The 16,318-nt window shown below is 66.5% G+C and carries 16 protein-coding genes and 2 tRNA genes; 8 read left to right on the top strand and 10 right to left on the bottom strand.

Annotated elements, in window-relative coordinates; translation table 11 throughout:
• Positions 1-9: 9 nt before the first annotated feature.
• On the bottom strand, positions 10-735 hold the full coding sequence (locus CWS39_RS08170; protein WP_102142456.1) for a TetR/AcrR family transcriptional regulator C-terminal domain-containing protein: 726 nt from the start codon (positions 733-735) through the stop codon (positions 10-12).
• Positions 736-975: 240 nt separating this feature from the next.
• On the opposite strand from CWS39_RS08170, the gene CWS39_RS08165 reads away from it, so the two are divergent.
• Positions 976-2,196, top strand: a complete 1,221-nt coding sequence (locus CWS39_RS08165) for a fatty acid desaturase family protein (RefSeq protein WP_102142396.1) — start codon at positions 976-978, stop codon at positions 2,194-2,196.
• A gap of 103 nt (positions 2,197-2,299) precedes the next feature.
• Positions 2,300-2,821 carry a DUF5994 family protein gene (locus CWS39_RS08160; RefSeq protein ID WP_102142395.1) on the top strand — a complete coding sequence of 174 codons (522 nt, stop codon included), beginning with the start codon at positions 2,300-2,302 and terminating at the stop codon, positions 2,819-2,821.
• On the opposite strand, the gene clpX is transcribed toward CWS39_RS08160, so the two are convergent.
• Complete coding sequence (clpX, locus tag CWS39_RS08155) at positions 2,818-4,098, bottom strand: ATP-dependent Clp protease ATP-binding subunit ClpX (RefSeq protein ID WP_102142394.1); 1,281 nt, start codon at positions 4,096-4,098, stop codon at positions 2,818-2,820. The genes CWS39_RS08160 and clpX overlap by 4 nt on opposite strands.
• 266 nt (positions 4,099-4,364) lie before the next feature.
• Here clpX and mmuM point away from each other — a divergent pair, with 266 nt between their 5' ends.
• Positions 4,365-5,240: a homocysteine S-methyltransferase gene (gene mmuM / locus CWS39_RS08150; RefSeq protein ID WP_102142393.1), complete on the top strand. Its 876-nt coding sequence runs from the start codon at positions 4,365-4,367 to the stop codon at positions 5,238-5,240.
• 1 nt (position 5,241) lies between these two features.
• Here the strand turns inward: mmuM and CWS39_RS08145 are convergent, their stop codons facing one another.
• The 5 genes from CWS39_RS08145 to CWS39_RS08125 all read right to left on the bottom strand — a co-directional run bounded on the left by CWS39_RS08145 (position 5,242) and on the right by CWS39_RS08125 (position 8,838).
• Positions 5,242-5,985, bottom strand: coding sequence for a VOC family protein (locus CWS39_RS08145; protein ID WP_102142392.1), 744 nt, complete (start codon positions 5,983-5,985; stop codon positions 5,242-5,244).
• A 4-nt stretch (positions 5,986-5,989) separates the two neighbouring features.
• A complete protein-coding gene (locus tag CWS39_RS08140; RefSeq protein ID WP_102142391.1) occupies positions 5,990-6,643 on the bottom strand; it encodes an ATP-dependent Clp protease proteolytic subunit in 654 nt (217 codons plus the stop codon).
• Positions 6,636-7,223 carry an ATP-dependent Clp protease proteolytic subunit gene (locus tag CWS39_RS08135; protein WP_102142455.1) on the bottom strand — a complete coding sequence of 196 codons (588 nt, stop codon included), beginning with the start codon at positions 7,221-7,223 and terminating at the stop codon, positions 6,636-6,638. Before CWS39_RS08135 ends, CWS39_RS08140 begins: the two co-directional genes overlap by 8 nt.
• Positions 7,224-7,328: 105 nt before the next feature.
• Positions 7,329-8,717, bottom strand: a complete 1,389-nt coding sequence (tig, locus tag CWS39_RS08130) for a trigger factor (protein WP_102142390.1) — start codon at positions 8,715-8,717, stop codon at positions 7,329-7,331.
• Between the two features lie 47 nt (positions 8,718-8,764).
• Positions 8,765-8,838: transfer RNA gene (locus tag CWS39_RS08125), tRNA-Pro, on the bottom strand.
• A gap of 120 nt (positions 8,839-8,958) precedes the next feature.
• On the opposite strand from CWS39_RS08125, the gene CWS39_RS08120 reads away from it, so the two are divergent.
• From CWS39_RS08120 to CWS39_RS08110, 3 genes are all read left to right on the top strand, one after another.
• A tRNA-Gly gene (locus CWS39_RS08120) sits at positions 8,959-9,032 on the top strand.
• Positions 9,033-9,201: 169 nt separating this feature from the next.
• The gene (locus CWS39_RS08115) at positions 9,202-10,398 is read left to right on the top strand and encodes a serine hydrolase domain-containing protein (RefSeq protein WP_102142389.1); all 1,197 of its coding nucleotides are present in this window, start codon (positions 9,202-9,204) and stop codon (positions 10,396-10,398) included.
• 45 nt (positions 10,399-10,443) lie between these two features.
• Positions 10,444-11,250, top strand: coding sequence for a DUF1542 domain-containing protein (locus tag CWS39_RS08110; RefSeq protein ID WP_102142388.1), 807 nt, complete (start codon positions 10,444-10,446; stop codon positions 11,248-11,250).
• Between the two features lie 15 nt (positions 11,251-11,265).
• Here the strand turns inward: CWS39_RS08110 and CWS39_RS08105 are convergent, their stop codons facing one another.
• The 3 genes from CWS39_RS08105 to CWS39_RS08095 are packed head-to-tail and all read right to left on the bottom strand — an operon-like array spanning position 11,266 to position 13,190.
• The gene (locus tag CWS39_RS08105; protein ID WP_102142387.1) at positions 11,266-12,060 is read right to left on the bottom strand and encodes an Fpg/Nei family DNA glycosylase; all 795 of its coding nucleotides are present in this window, start codon (positions 12,058-12,060) and stop codon (positions 11,266-11,268) included.
• Between the two features lie 2 nt (positions 12,061-12,062).
• A complete protein-coding gene (locus tag CWS39_RS08100) occupies positions 12,063-12,542 on the bottom strand; it encodes a ribose-5-phosphate isomerase (RefSeq protein ID WP_199178007.1) in 480 nt (159 codons plus the stop codon).
• Between the two features lie 27 nt (positions 12,543-12,569).
• Positions 12,570-13,190: a mycothiol-dependent nitroreductase Rv2466c family protein gene (locus CWS39_RS08095; protein WP_102142385.1), complete on the bottom strand. Its 621-nt coding sequence runs from the start codon at positions 13,188-13,190 to the stop codon at positions 12,570-12,572.
• A 213-nt stretch (positions 13,191-13,403) separates the two neighbouring features.
• Between CWS39_RS08095 and CWS39_RS08090 the strand changes: the two genes are divergently transcribed.
• Together CWS39_RS08090 and pepN are read left to right on the top strand one after the other, a co-directional pair.
• Positions 13,404-13,730 carry a DUF732 domain-containing protein gene (locus tag CWS39_RS08090; RefSeq protein ID WP_102142454.1) on the top strand — a complete coding sequence of 109 codons (327 nt, stop codon included), beginning with the start codon at positions 13,404-13,406 and terminating at the stop codon, positions 13,728-13,730.
• Between the two features lie 35 nt (positions 13,731-13,765).
• Complete coding sequence (gene pepN, locus CWS39_RS08085; protein WP_102142384.1) at positions 13,766-16,318, top strand: aminopeptidase N; 2,553 nt, start codon at positions 13,766-13,768, stop codon at positions 16,316-16,318.

Below are 16,318 nucleotides of genomic sequence, written 5' to 3'. Positions count from 1 at the left end.
AGCGCCTGATCAGTCGGATGAGCGTGCGAGTGTGGTCTTGAGCCCGGCGAACAGAATGTCCAGGCCAAGTTCGAGTTCCGCGGCACCGTCGTAGCTCGCGAGTTCCGATGCGAGGTCACGCAGGAGAGGAAATTCTGTGGCGGGCAGTCGGTGCAATCCGAGACGCAGGAGGTCGTTCGTTTCGTCGGGGCGCTCGACAACCTCCTGCAATTCGCTGAGCACATGGCCGTATATGACACCGAAGAGTGCCCGGTAGATGTGAAGCGCCTCCGCACTGGTGAAGCCCGCACGGGTGAGCAGCGTCAGGATCTGCTCGAGTGGGCGCAATGTGCCCAGCGGTTGCAGTCCCAGTGGCGTGGCCAATGGTCGGGTGACCAGGAGCGGAACGACATTGGGGTGGGCGAGCGCCAGTTCACGGAAATGCCTTGCGAATCTTCGTAACTGGCCCTCCCAGTCCGGGTCGGTGCTGTCGACGGACAGTTCGTTGACCACCATCTCGACGACGCCGTCGAGCAGGACCGCCTTGTTGGCCACATGTCGGTAGAGCACCATCGGGTCCCGCCCCAACGTCTCGCCCAGACGGCGCATGGTGAGCCCCTCGACCCCATCGCGGTCGATGAGCTCGAGCGCGGCAGCCAGAATCGCCGCCCGCGTGTAAGGGCGTTGCGCTGGGGCATCAGTTCCGCCCGCGTCGGCCTGACCGCCTCTGGGACTGCGCCCAGAGGCTCGCTTCATCGAGATCAACACCTTCCAAATTCCCCCAGCAATGGCGCTTGTCTACAATGTAGAACTACAGTGTTGACTACGTCGTAGACCAACGGTAGGCTCGCAACGGTAAGAAAGCAATAGCTGTGCCGGACTCCTCGGTGCGGACTGCGGCAGCTTCTCGGTCCAGGTCTGAACAAAAGATCTCACCTTCAGAGCTGTGCGCGCCCCAACCAGCTGCCAGGCAGCACTATTCGAGGAAGTCCCCGATTGGCAATCACCCAGGTCGCCGTTTACGCGCATCTGAACGACACCGACGTCGAGGCGTTGGGGCGCGAACTCGACGCGATCCGCTCCGACATCGCGGACAGCCTCGGCGCACGCGATGCCGCCTACATACATCGCACCATCGCATTGCAGCGCATGCTCGACCTCACCGCGCGGCTCGTCATCCCCCTGACCCGGTCGCGGACGGGCTGGTTAGTGGGCACGATCGCCCTTGCCGCCGCCAAGAGCATCGAGAACATGGAAATCGCCCACAATGTCGGTCACGGCCAATGGGATTGGATGAACGACCCGGAAATCCACTCCACCACCTGGGAGTGGGACATGGCGGGCCTGTCATCGCAGTGGCGGTACTCGCACAACTACATCCACCACATCTTCACCAATGTGGTGGGAATGGACGACGATGTCGGCTTCGGCGTGATGCGAGTGACCCGTGACGAGCCGTGGCGGCCCGTCCATCTGCTTCAACCACTGCGAAACTATCTGCTGGCAGCGATATTCGAGTGGGGAATCGCATTGCATGGGTTGCACGCGGCGCGGGCCCGGGCGACGACTGAGGAGCGGAAAGCCGCCGAGGGCCGCGCACTGAGGCGCAAGATCGCCCGGCAAGTCACCAAGGATTACGTACTGTTCCCCGCGCTGAGCGGACGACGGTGGCGACGCACCCTGACGGCCAACGCAACCGCCAACCTCATCAGGAACATCTGGGCCTACTTGGTGATCTTCTGCGGCCACTTCCCCGATGGCGCCGAGAAATTCACGCCAACCGCGATGGAGGACGAAACAAGGTCGGAGTGGTATCTGCGGCAGATGCTCGGCAGCGCGAACTTCGACGCCGGGCCCGCCCTGGCATTCGCCAGCGGACACCTCTGTTACCAGATCGAACATCACCTGTTTCCCGACCTACCGAGCAACCGGCTGCCCGAGATCGCCGAGCGGGTGCGGGCATTGTGCGACAAGTACGACCTGCCCTACACACGCGGGCCGCTGGCACGGCAGTACCTGTTGGCGCTGCGCACCATTCACAAGCTGGCCCTGCCCGACCGATTCCTGACCGCCACCTCCGACAACGCGCCCGAGACCGCCTCGGAGCGACGATTCCTCGCGTCCACCGCGATCCTCAGCGGCGCCTCGGTCATGGGGCGACAGGGCTTGCGCACCGCGTTAGAGCGTCTGCGACGACGGCCGCGACTAAGCGCGTAGCGTATGAGCCATCGGCGGTACTTCGCATATGACCGTTCTGAGGTCGTTTCATCGCCGGTTTGAAGAAGATTGACCGATTCGCGGTCAAGACGGGAGCGTCGCCATGACGCTGCAACACGACCGCCCCGAACCCGGTCGGCACCAAACCCCTCCCGAGTACACGCCGCGGCTGCGGTTGAAGCCCAAGGGCCAGCTCTCCGGCTATGTCGATGGCGCCTGGTGGCCCCGGACCGACGATCTGGTGACCGAGCTTCCGGACCTACTCGCCGTCCTTTCGGTACGTCTCGGCCGGATCGACCGCGTGCTGTACAGGTTCGGCGAATGGGCAAGCGCCCCACGCAAACTCGTCACTGGCGGACGAGCTGTCCGACTCGACGGCTACAAGCGTCAGCCGCGCAACACCATTGAGGTCCTCGGCGTCAACCGCGACAAGATCGTGCTGTTGATCGTTGCGGCGCACACCAAGCCCGACCAGGCCCACGACAGCATGATGGCCGCGGCGGGCCCCGGGAACGACGACAGCGTCGACGATCTACTCATGGTCAGCGCTGGCGAGCAGCACGCGCGTGCGCGCGCGGCCGCGGCGGAAGGTCATTGGGCGGCCGGAGTCAGCACGCCACGCTAGGCGGACTTGTCGCGGCGCTCACTGCGCGGCGGCTTGCGCGGCACGATCGTCGGCAGCACGTTGTCCTGCACGGTCTCCTTGGTGACGACCACCTTGGCGACGTCGTCGCGGCTGGGGATGTCGTACATCACCGGCAGCAGCACTTCTTCCATGATGGCGCGCAGCCCACGGGCGCCGGTACCGCGGTGGATGGCCTGATCGGCGATGGCCTCGAGCGCATCGTCGGTGAATTCCAGCTCCACGCCGTCCATTTCGAACAGCCGGGTGTACTGCTTGACCAACGCGTTCTTCGGTTTCGACAGGATCTGAACCAGTGAATCCTTGTCGAGGTTGGTCACCGATGCGACCACCGGCAGCCGGCCGATGAACTCGGGGATCAGCCCGAACTTGATCAAGTCTTCGGGCATGACCTCGGCGAAGTGATCCTGAGTATCGATCTCGGCCTTGGAATGCACCTCGGCGCCGAAGCCCAGACCGCGTTTGCCGATACGATCCGAGACGATCTTCTCCAGACCCGCGAACGCACCCGCCACGATGAACAACACGTTGGTCGTGTCGATCTGGATGAACTCCTGATGCGGATGTTTGCGTCCGCCCTGCGGCGGCACCGACGCCTGCGTGCCCTCGAGAATTTTCAGCAGCGCCTGCTGCACGCCCTCACCGGAGACGTCACGGGTGATCGACGGGTTCTCGCTCTTGCGGGCGATCTTGTCGACCTCGTCGATGTAGATGATTCCGGTCTCGGCGCGCTTGACGTCGTAATCGGCGGCCTGGATGAGCTTGAGCAGGATGTTCTCGACGTCCTCGCCCACATACCCGGCCTCCGTCAGCGCGGTGGCGTCGGCGATCGCGAACGGGACATTGAGCATCTTGGCCAGCGTCTGCGCGAGATAGGTCTTGCCGCAGCCCGTGGGGCCGAGCATCAGGATGTTGGACTTGGTCAGTTCGACGGGCTCGGAGCGCGAATCCCGCGACTTCTCACCTGCCTGGATGCGCTTGTAGTGGTTGTAGACGGCGACGGCCAGCGTCCTCTTGGCGGTGTCCTGACCGATCACATAGCTCTCGAGAAACTCCCGAATCTCGGCCGGCTTCGGCAGCTCGTCGAGTTTTACGTCGTCGGCGTCGGCCAGCTCTTCTTCGATGATCTCGTTGCAGAGGTCAATGCACTCGTCGCAGATATAGACGCCCGGCCCCGCAATGAGCTTCTTCACCTGCTTTTGACTCTTGCCGCAGAACGAGCACTTCAGCAGGTCACCGCCGTCTCCAATGCGCGCCATGGTGGTGGGGTCCTACTCTCTAAGTTCGCAGTCGGTGTCGATCCAGTTCGAGCGGTCGCCTCGAGTTGTTGGTCCCGACGCTACCCGCTTGTTCCGGCGCGGTGCGACCGATAAAGCCGAATCGCGTCGGTGGTATTTAGCTTTCGTTCGCTGAACATATCCCGTGACGGCCCTCGTCGCCCCTCCGAACGCGCCGCCGTGTCCCTGGCGTGTCGCCGCCGTGATCGGACCGAGAGGCGGTGCACGAGTGGCCGTAGAGTTGCGCCGTGGTGTTCGCCGTGCCCCACGATACCGTTCTCATCAGCGACGGCGGCCTGGCCACCGAGCTGGAGGCGCGTGGCCTCGATCTCTCCGACGCGCTGTGGTCCGCCCGGCTGCTACTCGACGGCCCAGAGCACATCGTCGCAGTTCATAAGGCATTCTTTGACGCCGGCGCCCGGTTCGCCACGACTGCGAGTTATCAGGCCTCGTTCCAGGGTTTCGCGGCGCGCGGAATCGATCGCGACGGCGCCGAGCGACTGCTGCGGCGCAGCGTCGAGCTGGCCCGAACGGCCGCCGCGGAGGCCGACGGCTGGGTGGCCGCCTCGATCGGGCCGTACGGCGCCGCGCTGGCCGACGGCTCGGAATACCGCGGCCGCTACGGGCGCTCCGTCGCGGAGTTGATGGCGTGGCATCGCCCGCGGATGGAGGTGCTCGCCGACGCCGGACCCGACGTGTTGGCCGTCGAAACCATCCCGGACGCGGACGAAGCCGAGGCGCTGGTCGCCTTGATTCGCGAACTCGCCGTGCCGGCCTGGCTGAGCTACACCATCGACGGGAGGACGACCCGCGCCGGACAACCACTGGACGAGGCGTTCGCCGTCGCTTCCGGCGTGCCGGACATCGTCGCCGTCGGCGTCAACTGCTGCGCGCCGGGCGACGTGCTGCCCGCGATCGAGATCGCCCGCAGCGTCACCGGCAAGCCCGTCGTCGTCTACCCCAACAGCGGGGAAGGCTGGGACGCAACCCGTCGCACGTGGGTAGGCCCGTCGCAATACTCGCCCGACCTTGCCCCGCAATGGGTTTCGGCGGGCGCGCGCATCATCGGCGGGTGCTGTCGGGTGCGGCCGTCGGATATCGCCGCGCTCGCCGCAGCGATTTAGCTCAGCCGAGCATCCCGGTCTCGGGGTCGCGGTCGGTCAAGCAGTAGCGCCGGCCGCAGGGGTCGGCGAGCACCGTCCACACCGGTTGGACGTCCAGGACGCGTGCGCCGAGCGCGACATGGCGTTGGGTCTCGGCCGCGCGATCAGTGGTCGCCCAGTCGAAATGGGCGCCGACGTCACCCGCTGAGTCACCCAGCCGTTGCAGGAGGAGCCGCAGTGGATGGCCCTCGGGACGGGCGAGCGACCGGAAGTCCGTCGAGACCGCCGATGCCCGTGTCTCCCACTCGGTCAACGCCGCCCAGAAGGTGCATTCGGCGTCGTAGGACGGCCCCGGGATGTCCAGGCACACCTGGTCGACGAGCGACGAGTGGCCGCTCGGCCAGGTGCTCGGCCGCGGCCGGGTGGCCGCCGGATGGGCCACGAAGCAGAACGTGAACCCGCCCGGGGACCGCAGGACCACATAGCCGCGATCGGCGAGCTCGGTGGCACCGAGTTCGATCGCGCGGTCCGCGGCCGTGCGGGGGTGCGCCACGTGCAGGTCGAGATGGATCCGGTCGGCGCCCTCGTCGAGGCGCTGCACCTTCAAGAACGCATCGCCGTCGGCCGGCACCAGCGTCGCGAACTCGCCATTGTCGCAGCGGCGTGGGCTTATCCCGTACCCCGTCGCCGACGACCAGATTCGCATGCCCTCGCCGTAGTGCTCAGGCGCGAAGTCGAGAAACGCGGTGACCCAGTCGGGAGTCAACCGGTTAGGCCGTCTGCGCGGACAGCTTCCGGTACTCCAGAACGGTGTCGATGATCCCGTAGTCCTTGGCCTCTTCGGCGGTCAGGATCTTGTCGCGGTCGGTGTCTTTGCGGATCACCGCGGGATCCTTGCCGGTGTGGTGGGCGAGGGTGGTCTCCATCAGCGTGCGCATCCGCTCCACCTCGGCGGCCTGGATCTCCAGATCGGAGAACTGGCCCTGGATGACGCCCGACAGCGCCGGCTGGTGGATCAACACGCGGGCGTTGGGCAGCGCCAACCGCTTACCCGGCGTACCCGCCGCCAGCAGCACCGCAGCCGCCGACGCGGCCTGGCCCAGGCACACCGTCTGGATGTCGGCGCGCACGTACTGCATGGTGTCGTAGATCGCCATCAGCGAGGTGAACGAACCACCCGGCGAGTTGATGTACATGGTGATGTCGCGGTCGGGATCCAGCGACTCCAGCACCAGCAGCTGGGCCATGATGTCGTTGGCCGACGCGTCGTCCACCTGTACGCCGAGGAAGATGATCCGTTCCTCGAACAGCTTGTTGTACGGGTTGGACTCCTTGACGCCAAAGCTCGAGTGCTCAATGAACGACGGCAGGATGTAGCGCGCCTGCGGCGCCAGGCGAGGGTCAGCTGACGAGTAGTTAGACATTGGACACTCCATTGACTGCGGCGCGGGTGATGATGTGGTCGACGAACCCGTACTCGAGGGCCTCCTGCGCGGTGAACCAGCGGTCGCGGTCGGAGTCGGCCTCGATGCGTTCGACCGGCTGTCCGGTGAACTCCGCGTTGAGCCGGAACATTTCCTTCTTGATGACGGCGAACTGCTCGGCCTGGATCGCGATGTCGGCGGCGCTACCCGTCACACCGCCGAGCGGCTGGTGCATCAGGATCCGCGCGTGCGGCAGCGCGTAGCGCTTGCCCTTGGTGCCGGCGGCCAGCAGGAACTGGCCCATCGAGGCGGCCATGCCCATCGCGTACGTCGCGATGTCGCACGGCGCCAGCACCATAGTGTCGTAGATCGCCATGCCCGCGCTGATGGAGCCGCCGGGCGAGTTGATGTAGAGCGAAATGTCCTTGGTGGGGTCCTCGGCGGCGAGCAGCAGAATCTGCGCGCACAGCCGGTTGGCGATGTCGTCGTCCACCTGGGAACCCAGGAAGATGATGCGCTCGGAGAGCAACCGCTCATACACCGAGTCGACGAGGTTGAACCCCTGCCCGTTCGACCGCATGTCCGTCACGACTGGATACCTGCTTTCTCTACGTCTGGTACTCACCGACACTAACCAACCTGCGACGCCGCGCACTCCCTGAAAGGCTCGCGTTCGCTCACAGCGTCACTGTGCGTCGTCGGGCGCCTCGTCCTTGGACTCTTCGCCAGCCTCTTCACCGGCTTCTTCCCCGCCGGACGGGCCGAAGAACTCCGTGGTGTCGATCACGTTGCCCTCGGTGTCGGTGACCGTGGCGCCATGCACCACCGCGGCGATGGTCAGGCCGCGTCGCACGTCGGCATACATCGCGGGTAGCTGGTTGTTCTGCTGCAACACCTGCAGCAGCTGCTGCGGCTCGAGGCCGTACTGCCGCGACATCAGCACCAGCCGCTCGGTGAGGTCGTTCTGGCCGACCTGGATGTTGAGCTTGTCGGCGATGGCGTCCATCAGCAGCTGGGTCTTGATGGCCTTCTCGGCGTTGCTGCGGCTGTCGGCGTCGAATTCCTCGCGGCTGCTGCCCTGTTCGGCCAGCGCCTCGGCGAAGCGCTCCTCGTCGTGGTCGAGGGCGTGGATGGCGTTGTGCAGGGTGTCGTCGACCTGGGCCTGCACGATCTTCTCCGGCAGCGGCACCTCGGTCTGCTCGAGAAGGGTTTCCAGCGCCTTGTCACGGATCTGCTCGGCCTGCTGCACGCGCTTCATCCGGCGCACCTGCTCGGTGAGGTTTTCCCGCAGCTCGTCCATGGTGTCGAATTCGCTTGCCAATTGCGCGAATTCATCATCGGGCTCGGGCAGTTCGCGTTCCTTGACCGACTTCACCGTGACGGTCACCTGGGCCTCCTTGCCGGCGTGCTCACCGGCGGCCAGCTTGGTGGTGAAGACGCGGGTCTCGCCCTCCTTCAGCCCGACGATCGCCTCGTCGAGGCCGTCGATCAGCTGACCGGAGCCGACCTCGTGGGACAACCCCTCGGTGTTGGCTTCGGGCACCTCTTCGCCGTCGACCGTGGCCGACAGGTCGATGGAGACAAAGTCGCCCTCCTGGGCTGCACGGTCGACGCCCGTGAGCGTGCCGAAGCGGGCGCGCAGGTTCTGCAGCTCGGCGTCGACCTCCTCGTCGCTCACCTCGATCGGGTCGACGGTGATCTTGAGCGCGCTCAGGTCGGGCAGGTCGATCTCGGGACGGATGTCGACCTCTGCGGTGAACTCGAGGTCCTCGCCGTAGGCCTTCTTGGTGATCTCGATCTCGGGCTGCCCCAGCGGCTTGACGTCCGAACTCGTCACCGCCTCGCTATAGCGACTGGGCACCGCCTCGCTGACCACCTGGTCGAGCATCGCTTCCTTGTCGATGCGCGCCTCCAATAGCTTCACCGGCACCTTGCCCGGCCGGAACCCGGGCAGCCGCACTTGCTTGGCCATCTCCTTGAGGGCCCGGTCGAAGTCGCCTTCCCACTCCTCGAAGGGCACCTCCACGTTGATGCGCACCCGCGTGGGGCTCAACTGCTCGACGGTGCTCTTCACTGCGGTACTCCTCTTATCTCGGTCTGGGTAGACGGGTCTGCTGTCGGTCGGGGTGACAGGATTTGAACCTGCGGCCTTCCGCTCCCAAAGCGGATGCGCTACCAAGCTGCGCTACACCCCGGTGTGCCGTCCGCTGCAAAAAACGCACGGCTGACCACGCGAGATACTACGGGCTGGACACGCGACGCATTCAATTGGATTTGATTTCGGACGCGCCGGTACAGTCTGCGTTGCGCAACATGCGGGCGTAGCTCAATGGTAGAGCGCTAGTCTTCCAAACTAGTGACGCGGGTTCGATTCCCGTCGCCCGCTCCACGACCGGAAATCTCGGCCCGACGGCGAGGCCGTAACGATCCGATACCGCCCCTCCATGCAGGGCGCCACGCCGACATAGGATCACCCGACCGGCTGATCTCACTTCTGCCCAATATCGTTGCGGCCGGTAAGGTTTCCAGGGCCTTCAGGGATGGTCAGCGACAGGAGGATGGGGTTGAGGGACACGCAGGTGCCCATCAACGGCTCATGCTCTGCCGGCTTCGACAAAGTCCGCGACGCCTTCGAGCAGAACTTCACCGATCGCGGCGATATCGGCGCCGCGGTGGCGGTGTGGGTGGACGGCGACCTCGTCGTCAACCTGTGGGGCGGCTCCGCTGATGCCGACGGCCGTCGGCCCTGGCGGCAGGACACGCTCGCCAGCATCTTCTCTGGCTCCAAAGGACTCACCAGCACCTGCGTGCATCTGCTGGCCGACCGCGGCGAGCTCGACCTCGACGCCCCCATCGCCGCGTACTGGCCCGAATTCGCCCAAGCCGGCAAACAGGACATCACGCTGGCCATGGTGATGGGCCACCGGTCCGGCGTGATCGGCCCGCGTCATCGCCTGCACTGGGCCGACGCCGCCGACTGGGACGGCGTGTGCCGCCACATCGCCGCGGCCGAGCCGTGGTGGGAACCCGGCACCGCGCAGGGCTACCACATGGTGACGTTCGGGTTCATCCTCGGCGAGGTGGTCCGTCGCGTCACCGGCCGCACCCTCGGCCAGTACCTGCGCACCGAGATCGCCGAACCGCTCGGCATCGACGTGCACATCGGCCTGCACCCGTCGCAGCACCACCGGTGCGCCGAGATGGTGAACAAGCCGCACATCCGCGATGTGCTGGCCGCCAGTGAGGCGCCCGAGCATCCGGCCTCGCTGGCGGAGCATCCGATGGCCGGGCTCGCGGTGGCAATGGGCTTTGTCCCCGACGACGAACTCGGCTCCAACGTCCTGGAGCTGTGGCGCGAGATCGAGTTTCCGGGGACCAACGCGCACGTGTCGGCGCTGGGCATGGCGACGTTCTACAACGCGCTGGCGCAGGAGAAGCTGCTCTCACGCGACCACATGGAGCGCGTGCGGGTGTCGCAGGGCGGGTTCGACACCGATGTCGTGCTGGGGCCGCGGGTGGCCGACCACGGCTGGGGTCTGGGCTACATGTTGAACCAGCGCGGCGTCGCGGGCCCCAACCCGAAGATCTTCGGGCACGGCGGCTCGGGCGGATCGTTCGCGTTCGTCGACCTCGAATACCGCATCGGCTACGCGTACGTGATGAACTACTTCGATGCCACCAAGTGCAACGCCGATCCCCGCTCGGTGGCGCTGTCCGACGAGGTGTACTCCGCTCTGGGCGTAATCCGCGACTGATTCAGTCCGCCGTTTTCGCTCGTCGCGCTGGGTACGCTGGACGCCATGAACACCGTGTTGGTGGTCCTCATCATTCTGGTCATCGCCGCGATCGCGCTGGCCGTATACAGCTCGCGGGCGTCGGGTAGGCGCACCGCCACCACGCTGGCCGACGCCAAGGCCGACGCGCGCCGTCTCATCGAACGCCTCGGCGGTCAGGTGCTCAACCTGACCGGCACCGACGAGGCCTCCAAGCAGGCGCTGGCCGACGCCAGCGAGCGCTACACCGCCGCGTCGTCGCAGATCGATCAGGCCACCACGCCGCGCCAGGCCGAGCTGGCCAAGGAGAGCGCGCTGGAAGGTCTGTACTACGTCCGCGCCGCGCGCGTCGCGATGGGCATGGATCCGGGACCCGAACTGGAATCGCTGGCCGGCCAACGGTCGGCGGGTGCGGTCACCGAGGACCGTCGAATCAACTTCGAGGGCAGGGAGATCGAGGCCTCCCCCGAGCCGTCGGAACGCACGCCGAACTACTACCCCGGCGGCCGAGTGGCGGGCCGACCCGTTCCGGCCGGATGGTATTCCGAGCCGTGGTGGAAGCCGGCGCTGGTGGCCGGCGCGTGGGGCATCGGATCGGTGCTGCTGTTCGATGCGCTGTTCTCCGGCATGCACGGAGTTGACTACGGCGCACAAGGTTTCGAGAGCGGCTACGGCGAGGGCTACCAGGACGGCTTGGCCGCTTCAGACGCGGGAGACGCGGGTGGCGGCGACTTTGGCGGTGGTGACGCCGGCGGCTTTGACGGCGGTGGCGACGGCGGCGGCTGGGATTTCGGCGGTGGGGACTTCGGCGGTGGGGACTTCGGCGGCTTCTGAACGCAGCATCGACGGCTACACCTGACAGCCCGGGCACCAGAACAGGTTTCGGCCCTCGAGTTCGGCGGTGCGGATCGTCGTGCCGCACACCCGGCACGCCTCCCCCGCCCTGCGGTAGACGTAGGTGCGCGGGCGGTCCGGCGCATACGAGGGCGCACCGTGGTCGTGCTCGGGCCGCACCACGATGATCTTGCCGCGGCGCAGCCCGACCTTCATCAGCGCCACCAAGTCGGTCCACATCGCGTCGAACTCCCCCGCGTCGATCGACGTGCCGAGCCGGTACGGGTCCACGCGATGGCGGTACAACAGCTCGCTGCGATACACATTGCCGACGCCGGCGATCACACTCTGATCCATGAGTAGCGCACCAATAGGCCTGCGGGACTTGGTGATTCGCTTGAAGGCCAGCGCCGGATCGGCGTCGCGGCGCAGCGGGTCCGGACCCAGCCGCATGACGATGTCGGCGATCTCGGGTTCGGTGATCACCTCGCACACCGTCGGCCCGCGCAGATCGGTGCCGTACTCGGCGCCGACCATCCGCATCCGAACCTGCCCGACCGGCAGCGGCATCGGCAGCGCCGTCTCGGTGAAGGTGCCGTACAGGCCGAGGTGCACGTGCACGACGCGGCCGCCCTCGTAGTGGTGGAACAGGTGCTTGCCCCACGCGCTGGCCCGCTTGAGAATTCGGCCGTTCACCGCGTCGGCGCCGTCGGCGAATCTGCCCTGGGGGCTGGACACCAGCACCGGAGCCCGGCCGAACCGGCGTTGATGCAGCCGGGCCAGCCGATGCAGCGTGTGCCCTTCGGGCATGGCTAGGCAGGCGCGCCGGGCACCGGCGGCGCGACGTGGGTGCGCTCGTACTCCGACAAGATGTCGATACGCCGTTGGTGGCGTTCGGCTTGCGACCACGGCGTGGACACAAACGCGTCGACGATGGCCAGCGCCTCCTCGGTGCTGTGCATGCGGCCGCCGATGCCGATCAACTGGGCGTTGTTGTGCTCGCGGGCCAGCTTGGCCGTGTCCACGCTCCAGGCCAGCGCGCAGCGGGCCCCGGGAACCTTGTTCGCCGCGATCTGCTCGCCGTTGCCCGAGCCGCCCAGCACCAGGCCGAGGCTGCCCGGATCGGCCACCGTCTTCTCCGCGGCCGCGATGCAGAATGCGGGGTAGTCGTCGTCGGCGTCGTAGCTGAACGCGCCACAGTCGATCGGCTCGTGGCCAGTTTTCTGCAGGTGTTCGATGATGGCCTGCTTGAGTTCGAAGCCGGCGTGGTCAGCTCCCAGGTAGACGCGCATGGCGGCCATTCTGGCAGAGCGCGAACCTCAGTCGAATGTCGGCGGCTCGGTGCGGGTGCGCTTGAGCTCCCAGAAATGGGGATAGCTCGCGAACGTCACCGACGCGTCCCACAGCTTGCCGGCTTCTTCGCCGCGCGGAATCTTCGACAGCACCGGTCCGAAGAACGCGACACCGTTGACATGAATCGTCGGCGTGCCGACGTCCTCGCCGACCGCATCCATGCCCTCGTGGTGGCTCTGGCGCAGCGCCTCGTCGTATTCGTCGGTGGTGGCCGCCTCCGCGAGCTCGGCCGGCAGGCCGACCTCCTCGAGTGACTGCTTGATGACCTCGTCGAAGTTCTTGTTGTCCTGGTTGTGAATCCGCATGCCCATCGCGGTGTAGAGCGGGCCGAGGATTTCGCGGCCCTTGGCCTGCTCGGCGGCGATGGCCACCCGCACCGGGCCCCAGGCCTGCTTGAGGCCTTCCTTGTATTCCTCGGGCAGATCGCGGCCTTCGTTGAGCACCGCCAGGCTCATCACGCGGAAGTTCACCTCGATGTCGCGCACCTTTTCGACCTCGAGGATCCACCGCGAGGTGATCCAGCACCACGGGCACAGCGGGTCGAACCAGAAATCCGCGGTGGATTTCGCGGGGGCCTTCTCGGGCATAGCGGTCCTCTCGATCGGTCGGCAGGCTTCAGGCTTCTGCTCAGCTCAACTACGGGTGCGCGGGCGTTGTTCCCCGGGCACATCCCCCAAGCACGCCGCACGCACTGGGCGGTCCAACGAAACGCATTGTGTGCAAACCTTGGCCAAATCGTGTTGCAGATGTGACTGTTGTAGACCAGTGTCACCGAAGTGAAAGCAATTTTGGCGGTCGGCATGGTCACCGCGATCGCGTTCGCCGCACCGGCCAGCGCCGACACGATCGACGCGGTCGACGACACCTTCCTCACCACACTGACCAACGCCGGCGTGTCCTACGCCGACCCGACCCGCACCGTCGAGCTGGGCCAGTCGGTCTGCCCGATGCTGGTCGAGCCGGGCAAGTCGTTCGCGAGCGTCGCCTCGCGGGTCGCCGACAACGGCATCCATCCGGACATGGCGGCGTTCTTCACCGGCATCGCCATCTCGATGTACTGCCCGTCGATGATGTCGTCGCTCGGCAACGGCACCTTTTTGAACTGGCTGCAGGCGCCACGGCCGTAAGGACCAGCCCGCTGCGCTACCACTAGGTTGGGTGCGTGGCACTTCCCAATCTCACTCGCGAGCAAGCGATCGAGCGCGCCGCGCTCGTCACCGTCGACTCCTACCGCATCGACCTCGACCTCACAAACGGCGACCGCACCTTCCGCTCGGTGACCACCGTGGAGTTCGACGCGCTGCCCGGCGCCGACACGTACATCGACATCGCCGCCGACACGATCCGCAGCGCCACGCTCAACGGCCACGCCATCGACGTATCGGGTTACGACGAATCCACCGGCATCCCGCTGACGGGATTGGCCGAGCGCAATGTCGTCGTCGTCGACGCCGACTGCCTCTACTCCAACACCGGCGAGGGCCTGCACCGTTTCGTCGACCCGGTCGACAACGAGGTGTACCTGTACTCCCAATTCGAAACCGCCGACGCCAAGCGGATGTTCGCGTGCTTCGACCAGCCCGACCTGAAGGCCACCTTCGACGTGACGGTCACCGCGCCGGCCCACTGGGAGGTCATCTCCAACGGCGCGACGGTGTCCGCGGACGGCGGGGTGCACACCTTCGCCACCACACCGCGGATGAGCACCTACCTGGTGGCGTTGATCGCCGGGCCGTACGCGGTGTGGCGCGACGTCTACCGCGATGAGCACGGCGAGATTCCGCTCGGCCTGTTCTGCCGAAAGTCGTTGGCGCAGTTCATGGATGCCGAACGGCTCTTCACCGAGACCAAACAGGGCTTCGGTTTCTTCCACGCCAACTTCGGCGCGCCGTACGCGTTCGGCAAGTACGACCAGCTCTTCGTGCCGGAGTTCAACGCCGGAGCAATGGAAAACGCCGGCGCCGTCACGTTTTTGGAGGACTACGTCTTCCGATCGAAGGTCACTCGCGCGTCCTACGAGCGGCGAGCCGAGACGGTGTTGCACGAGATGGCGCACATGTGGTTCGGCGATCTGGTCACCATGACGTGGTGGGATGACTTGTGGCTCAACGAATCCTTCGCGACGTTTGCCTCGGTGCTGTGTCAGGCCGAGGCCACCGAGTACACCGAGGCGTGGACGACGTTCGCCAACGCGGAGAAGTCGTGGGCGTACAAGCAGGATCAGCTGCCGTCGACGCATCCGGTGGCCGCCGACATCCCGGACCTCGCCGCCGTGGAGGTCAACTTCGACGGCATCACCTACGCCAAGGGCGCCAGCGTGCTGAAGCAGTTGGTGGCCTATGTGGGTCTCGAGGAGTTCCTGTCCGGGCTGCGCGACTACTTCCGCGACCACGCGTTCGCCAACGCGACGTTCGGCGATCTGCTGGGCGCGCTGGAGAAGGCGTCGGGTCGTGACCTCTCCGGGTGGGGCCAGCAGTGGCTCAAGACCACCGGCCTGAACACCTTGCGCGCCGACTTCGATGTCACCGACGGCAGGTTCACTCGGTTCACCGTGCAGCAGTCCGGCGCCGCGCCGGGGGCGGGTGAGACGCGGGTACACCGACTGGCGGTGGGCGTCTACGACGACGACGGGTCCGGCAAGTTGGTGCGCGTACACCGCGAGGAGCTCGACGTCGAGGGCCCAACCACGGATGTGCCTGCGCTCGTTGGGGTTTCGCGTGGCAAGCTGGTCCTGGTCAACGACGACGACCTGACCTACTGTGCACTGCGGCTGGATCCGGATTCGCTGCAGACGGCATTGACCCGCATCGCCGACATCGCCGAGCCGCTACCCCGCACGCTGGTGTGGTCGGCGGCGTGGGAGATGACGCGCGAAGCCGAGTTGAAGGCGCGCGATTTCGTCGCCCTGGTGTCCTCGGGTGTGCAGGCCGAAACCGAAGTGGGCGTGGCGCAGCGACTGCTGATGCAGGCCCAGACCGCGCTGGGCTCCTACGCCGAACCGGGCTGGGCCCGTGCCGAAGGTTGGCCCGCGTTCGCCGACCGCCTCCTGGAGCTGGCGCGCGGTGCCGAAGCCGGATCGGACCATCAGCTGGCCTACATCAATGCGCTGTGCAGTTCGGTGCTCTCGCCGCGGCACACGGTGGTGCTGGCGGACCTGCTCGATCGCGACCCGGCCGAGCTCGGGCTGGCGGGCCTGGACGTCGACACCGATCTGCGCTGGCGCATCGTCACGGCGTTGGCCGCGGCGGGCCAGATCGACGCCGAGGGTCCACAGACGCCGTTCATCGACGCCGAGGTGCAGCGTGATCCGACGGCGGCGGGCAAGCGCAATGCCGCGGCGGCGTCGGCGGCCCGTCCGCAGGCCGGTGTCAAGGAATCGGCGTGGCAGCAGGTCATCGAGGACGATACGCTGCCCAACATCACGGCGCGCTCCATCGTCGGCGGTTTCGTGCGGCCCGGGCAGGAGGAGTTGCTGCTGCCGTTCCGCGACCGCTACTTCGGCGCGATTTCCGGTGTGTGGGAACGGCGTTCGAGTGAGGTCGCGCAGACGGTCGTGATCGGCCTGTACCCGTCGTGGGACATCAGCCAGGACGGTCTCGATGCCGCCGACCGGTTCCTCGCCGACCCCGATCTGCCGCCGCCGCTGCGCCGGCTGGTGTTGGAGGGCCGCGCCGGCGTCGAGCGCGCGCTGCGGGCCCGGGCCTTCGACGCATAA

The organism is Mycobacterium hubeiense (assembly GCF_002838065.1).
In the GTDB taxonomy this organism is placed as follows: Bacteria; Actinomycetota; Actinomycetes; order Mycobacteriales; family Mycobacteriaceae; genus Mycobacterium; species Mycobacterium hubeiense.
Note: the sequence above shows the minus strand (reverse complement) of the source record. Positions and strands in the feature narration are given on the sequence as shown.

Excerpts from the sequence above, each read along its gene's own strand:
- CWS39_RS08170 (WP_102142456.1), bottom strand. The coding sequence starts at position 735 with ATGAAGCGAGCCTCTGGGCGCAGTCCCAGAGGCGGTCAGGCCGACGCG.
- CWS39_RS08160 (WP_102142395.1), top strand. The coding sequence starts at position 2,300 with ATGACGCTGCAACACGACCGCCCCGAACCCGGTCGGCACCAAACCCCT.
- clpX (WP_102142394.1), bottom strand. The coding sequence starts at position 4,098 with ATGGCGCGCATTGGAGACGGCGGTGACCTGCTGAAGTGCTCGTTCTGC.
- CWS39_RS08140 (WP_102142391.1), bottom strand. The coding sequence starts at position 6,643 with ATGTCTAACTACTCGTCAGCTGACCCTCGCCTGGCGCCGCAGGCGCGC.
- CWS39_RS08135 (WP_102142455.1), bottom strand. The coding sequence starts at position 7,223 with ATGCGGTCGAACGGGCAGGGGTTCAACCTCGTCGACTCGGTGTATGAG.
- CWS39_RS08115 (WP_102142389.1), top strand. The coding sequence starts at position 9,202 with ATGGGGTTGAGGGACACGCAGGTGCCCATCAACGGCTCATGCTCTGCC.
- CWS39_RS08110 (WP_102142388.1), top strand. The coding sequence starts at position 10,444 with ATGAACACCGTGTTGGTGGTCCTCATCATTCTGGTCATCGCCGCGATC.
- CWS39_RS08105 (WP_102142387.1), bottom strand. The coding sequence starts at position 12,060 with ATGCCCGAAGGGCACACGCTGCATCGGCTGGCCCGGCTGCATCAACGC.
- CWS39_RS08100 (WP_199178007.1), bottom strand. The coding sequence starts at position 12,542 with ATGCGCGTCTACCTGGGAGCTGACCACGCCGGCTTCGAACTCAAGCAG.
- CWS39_RS08095 (WP_102142385.1), bottom strand. The coding sequence starts at position 13,190 with ATGCCCGAGAAGGCCCCCGCGAAATCCACCGCGGATTTCTGGTTCGAC.
- CWS39_RS08090 (WP_102142454.1), top strand. The coding sequence starts at position 13,404 with ATGGTCACCGCGATCGCGTTCGCCGCACCGGCCAGCGCCGACACGATC.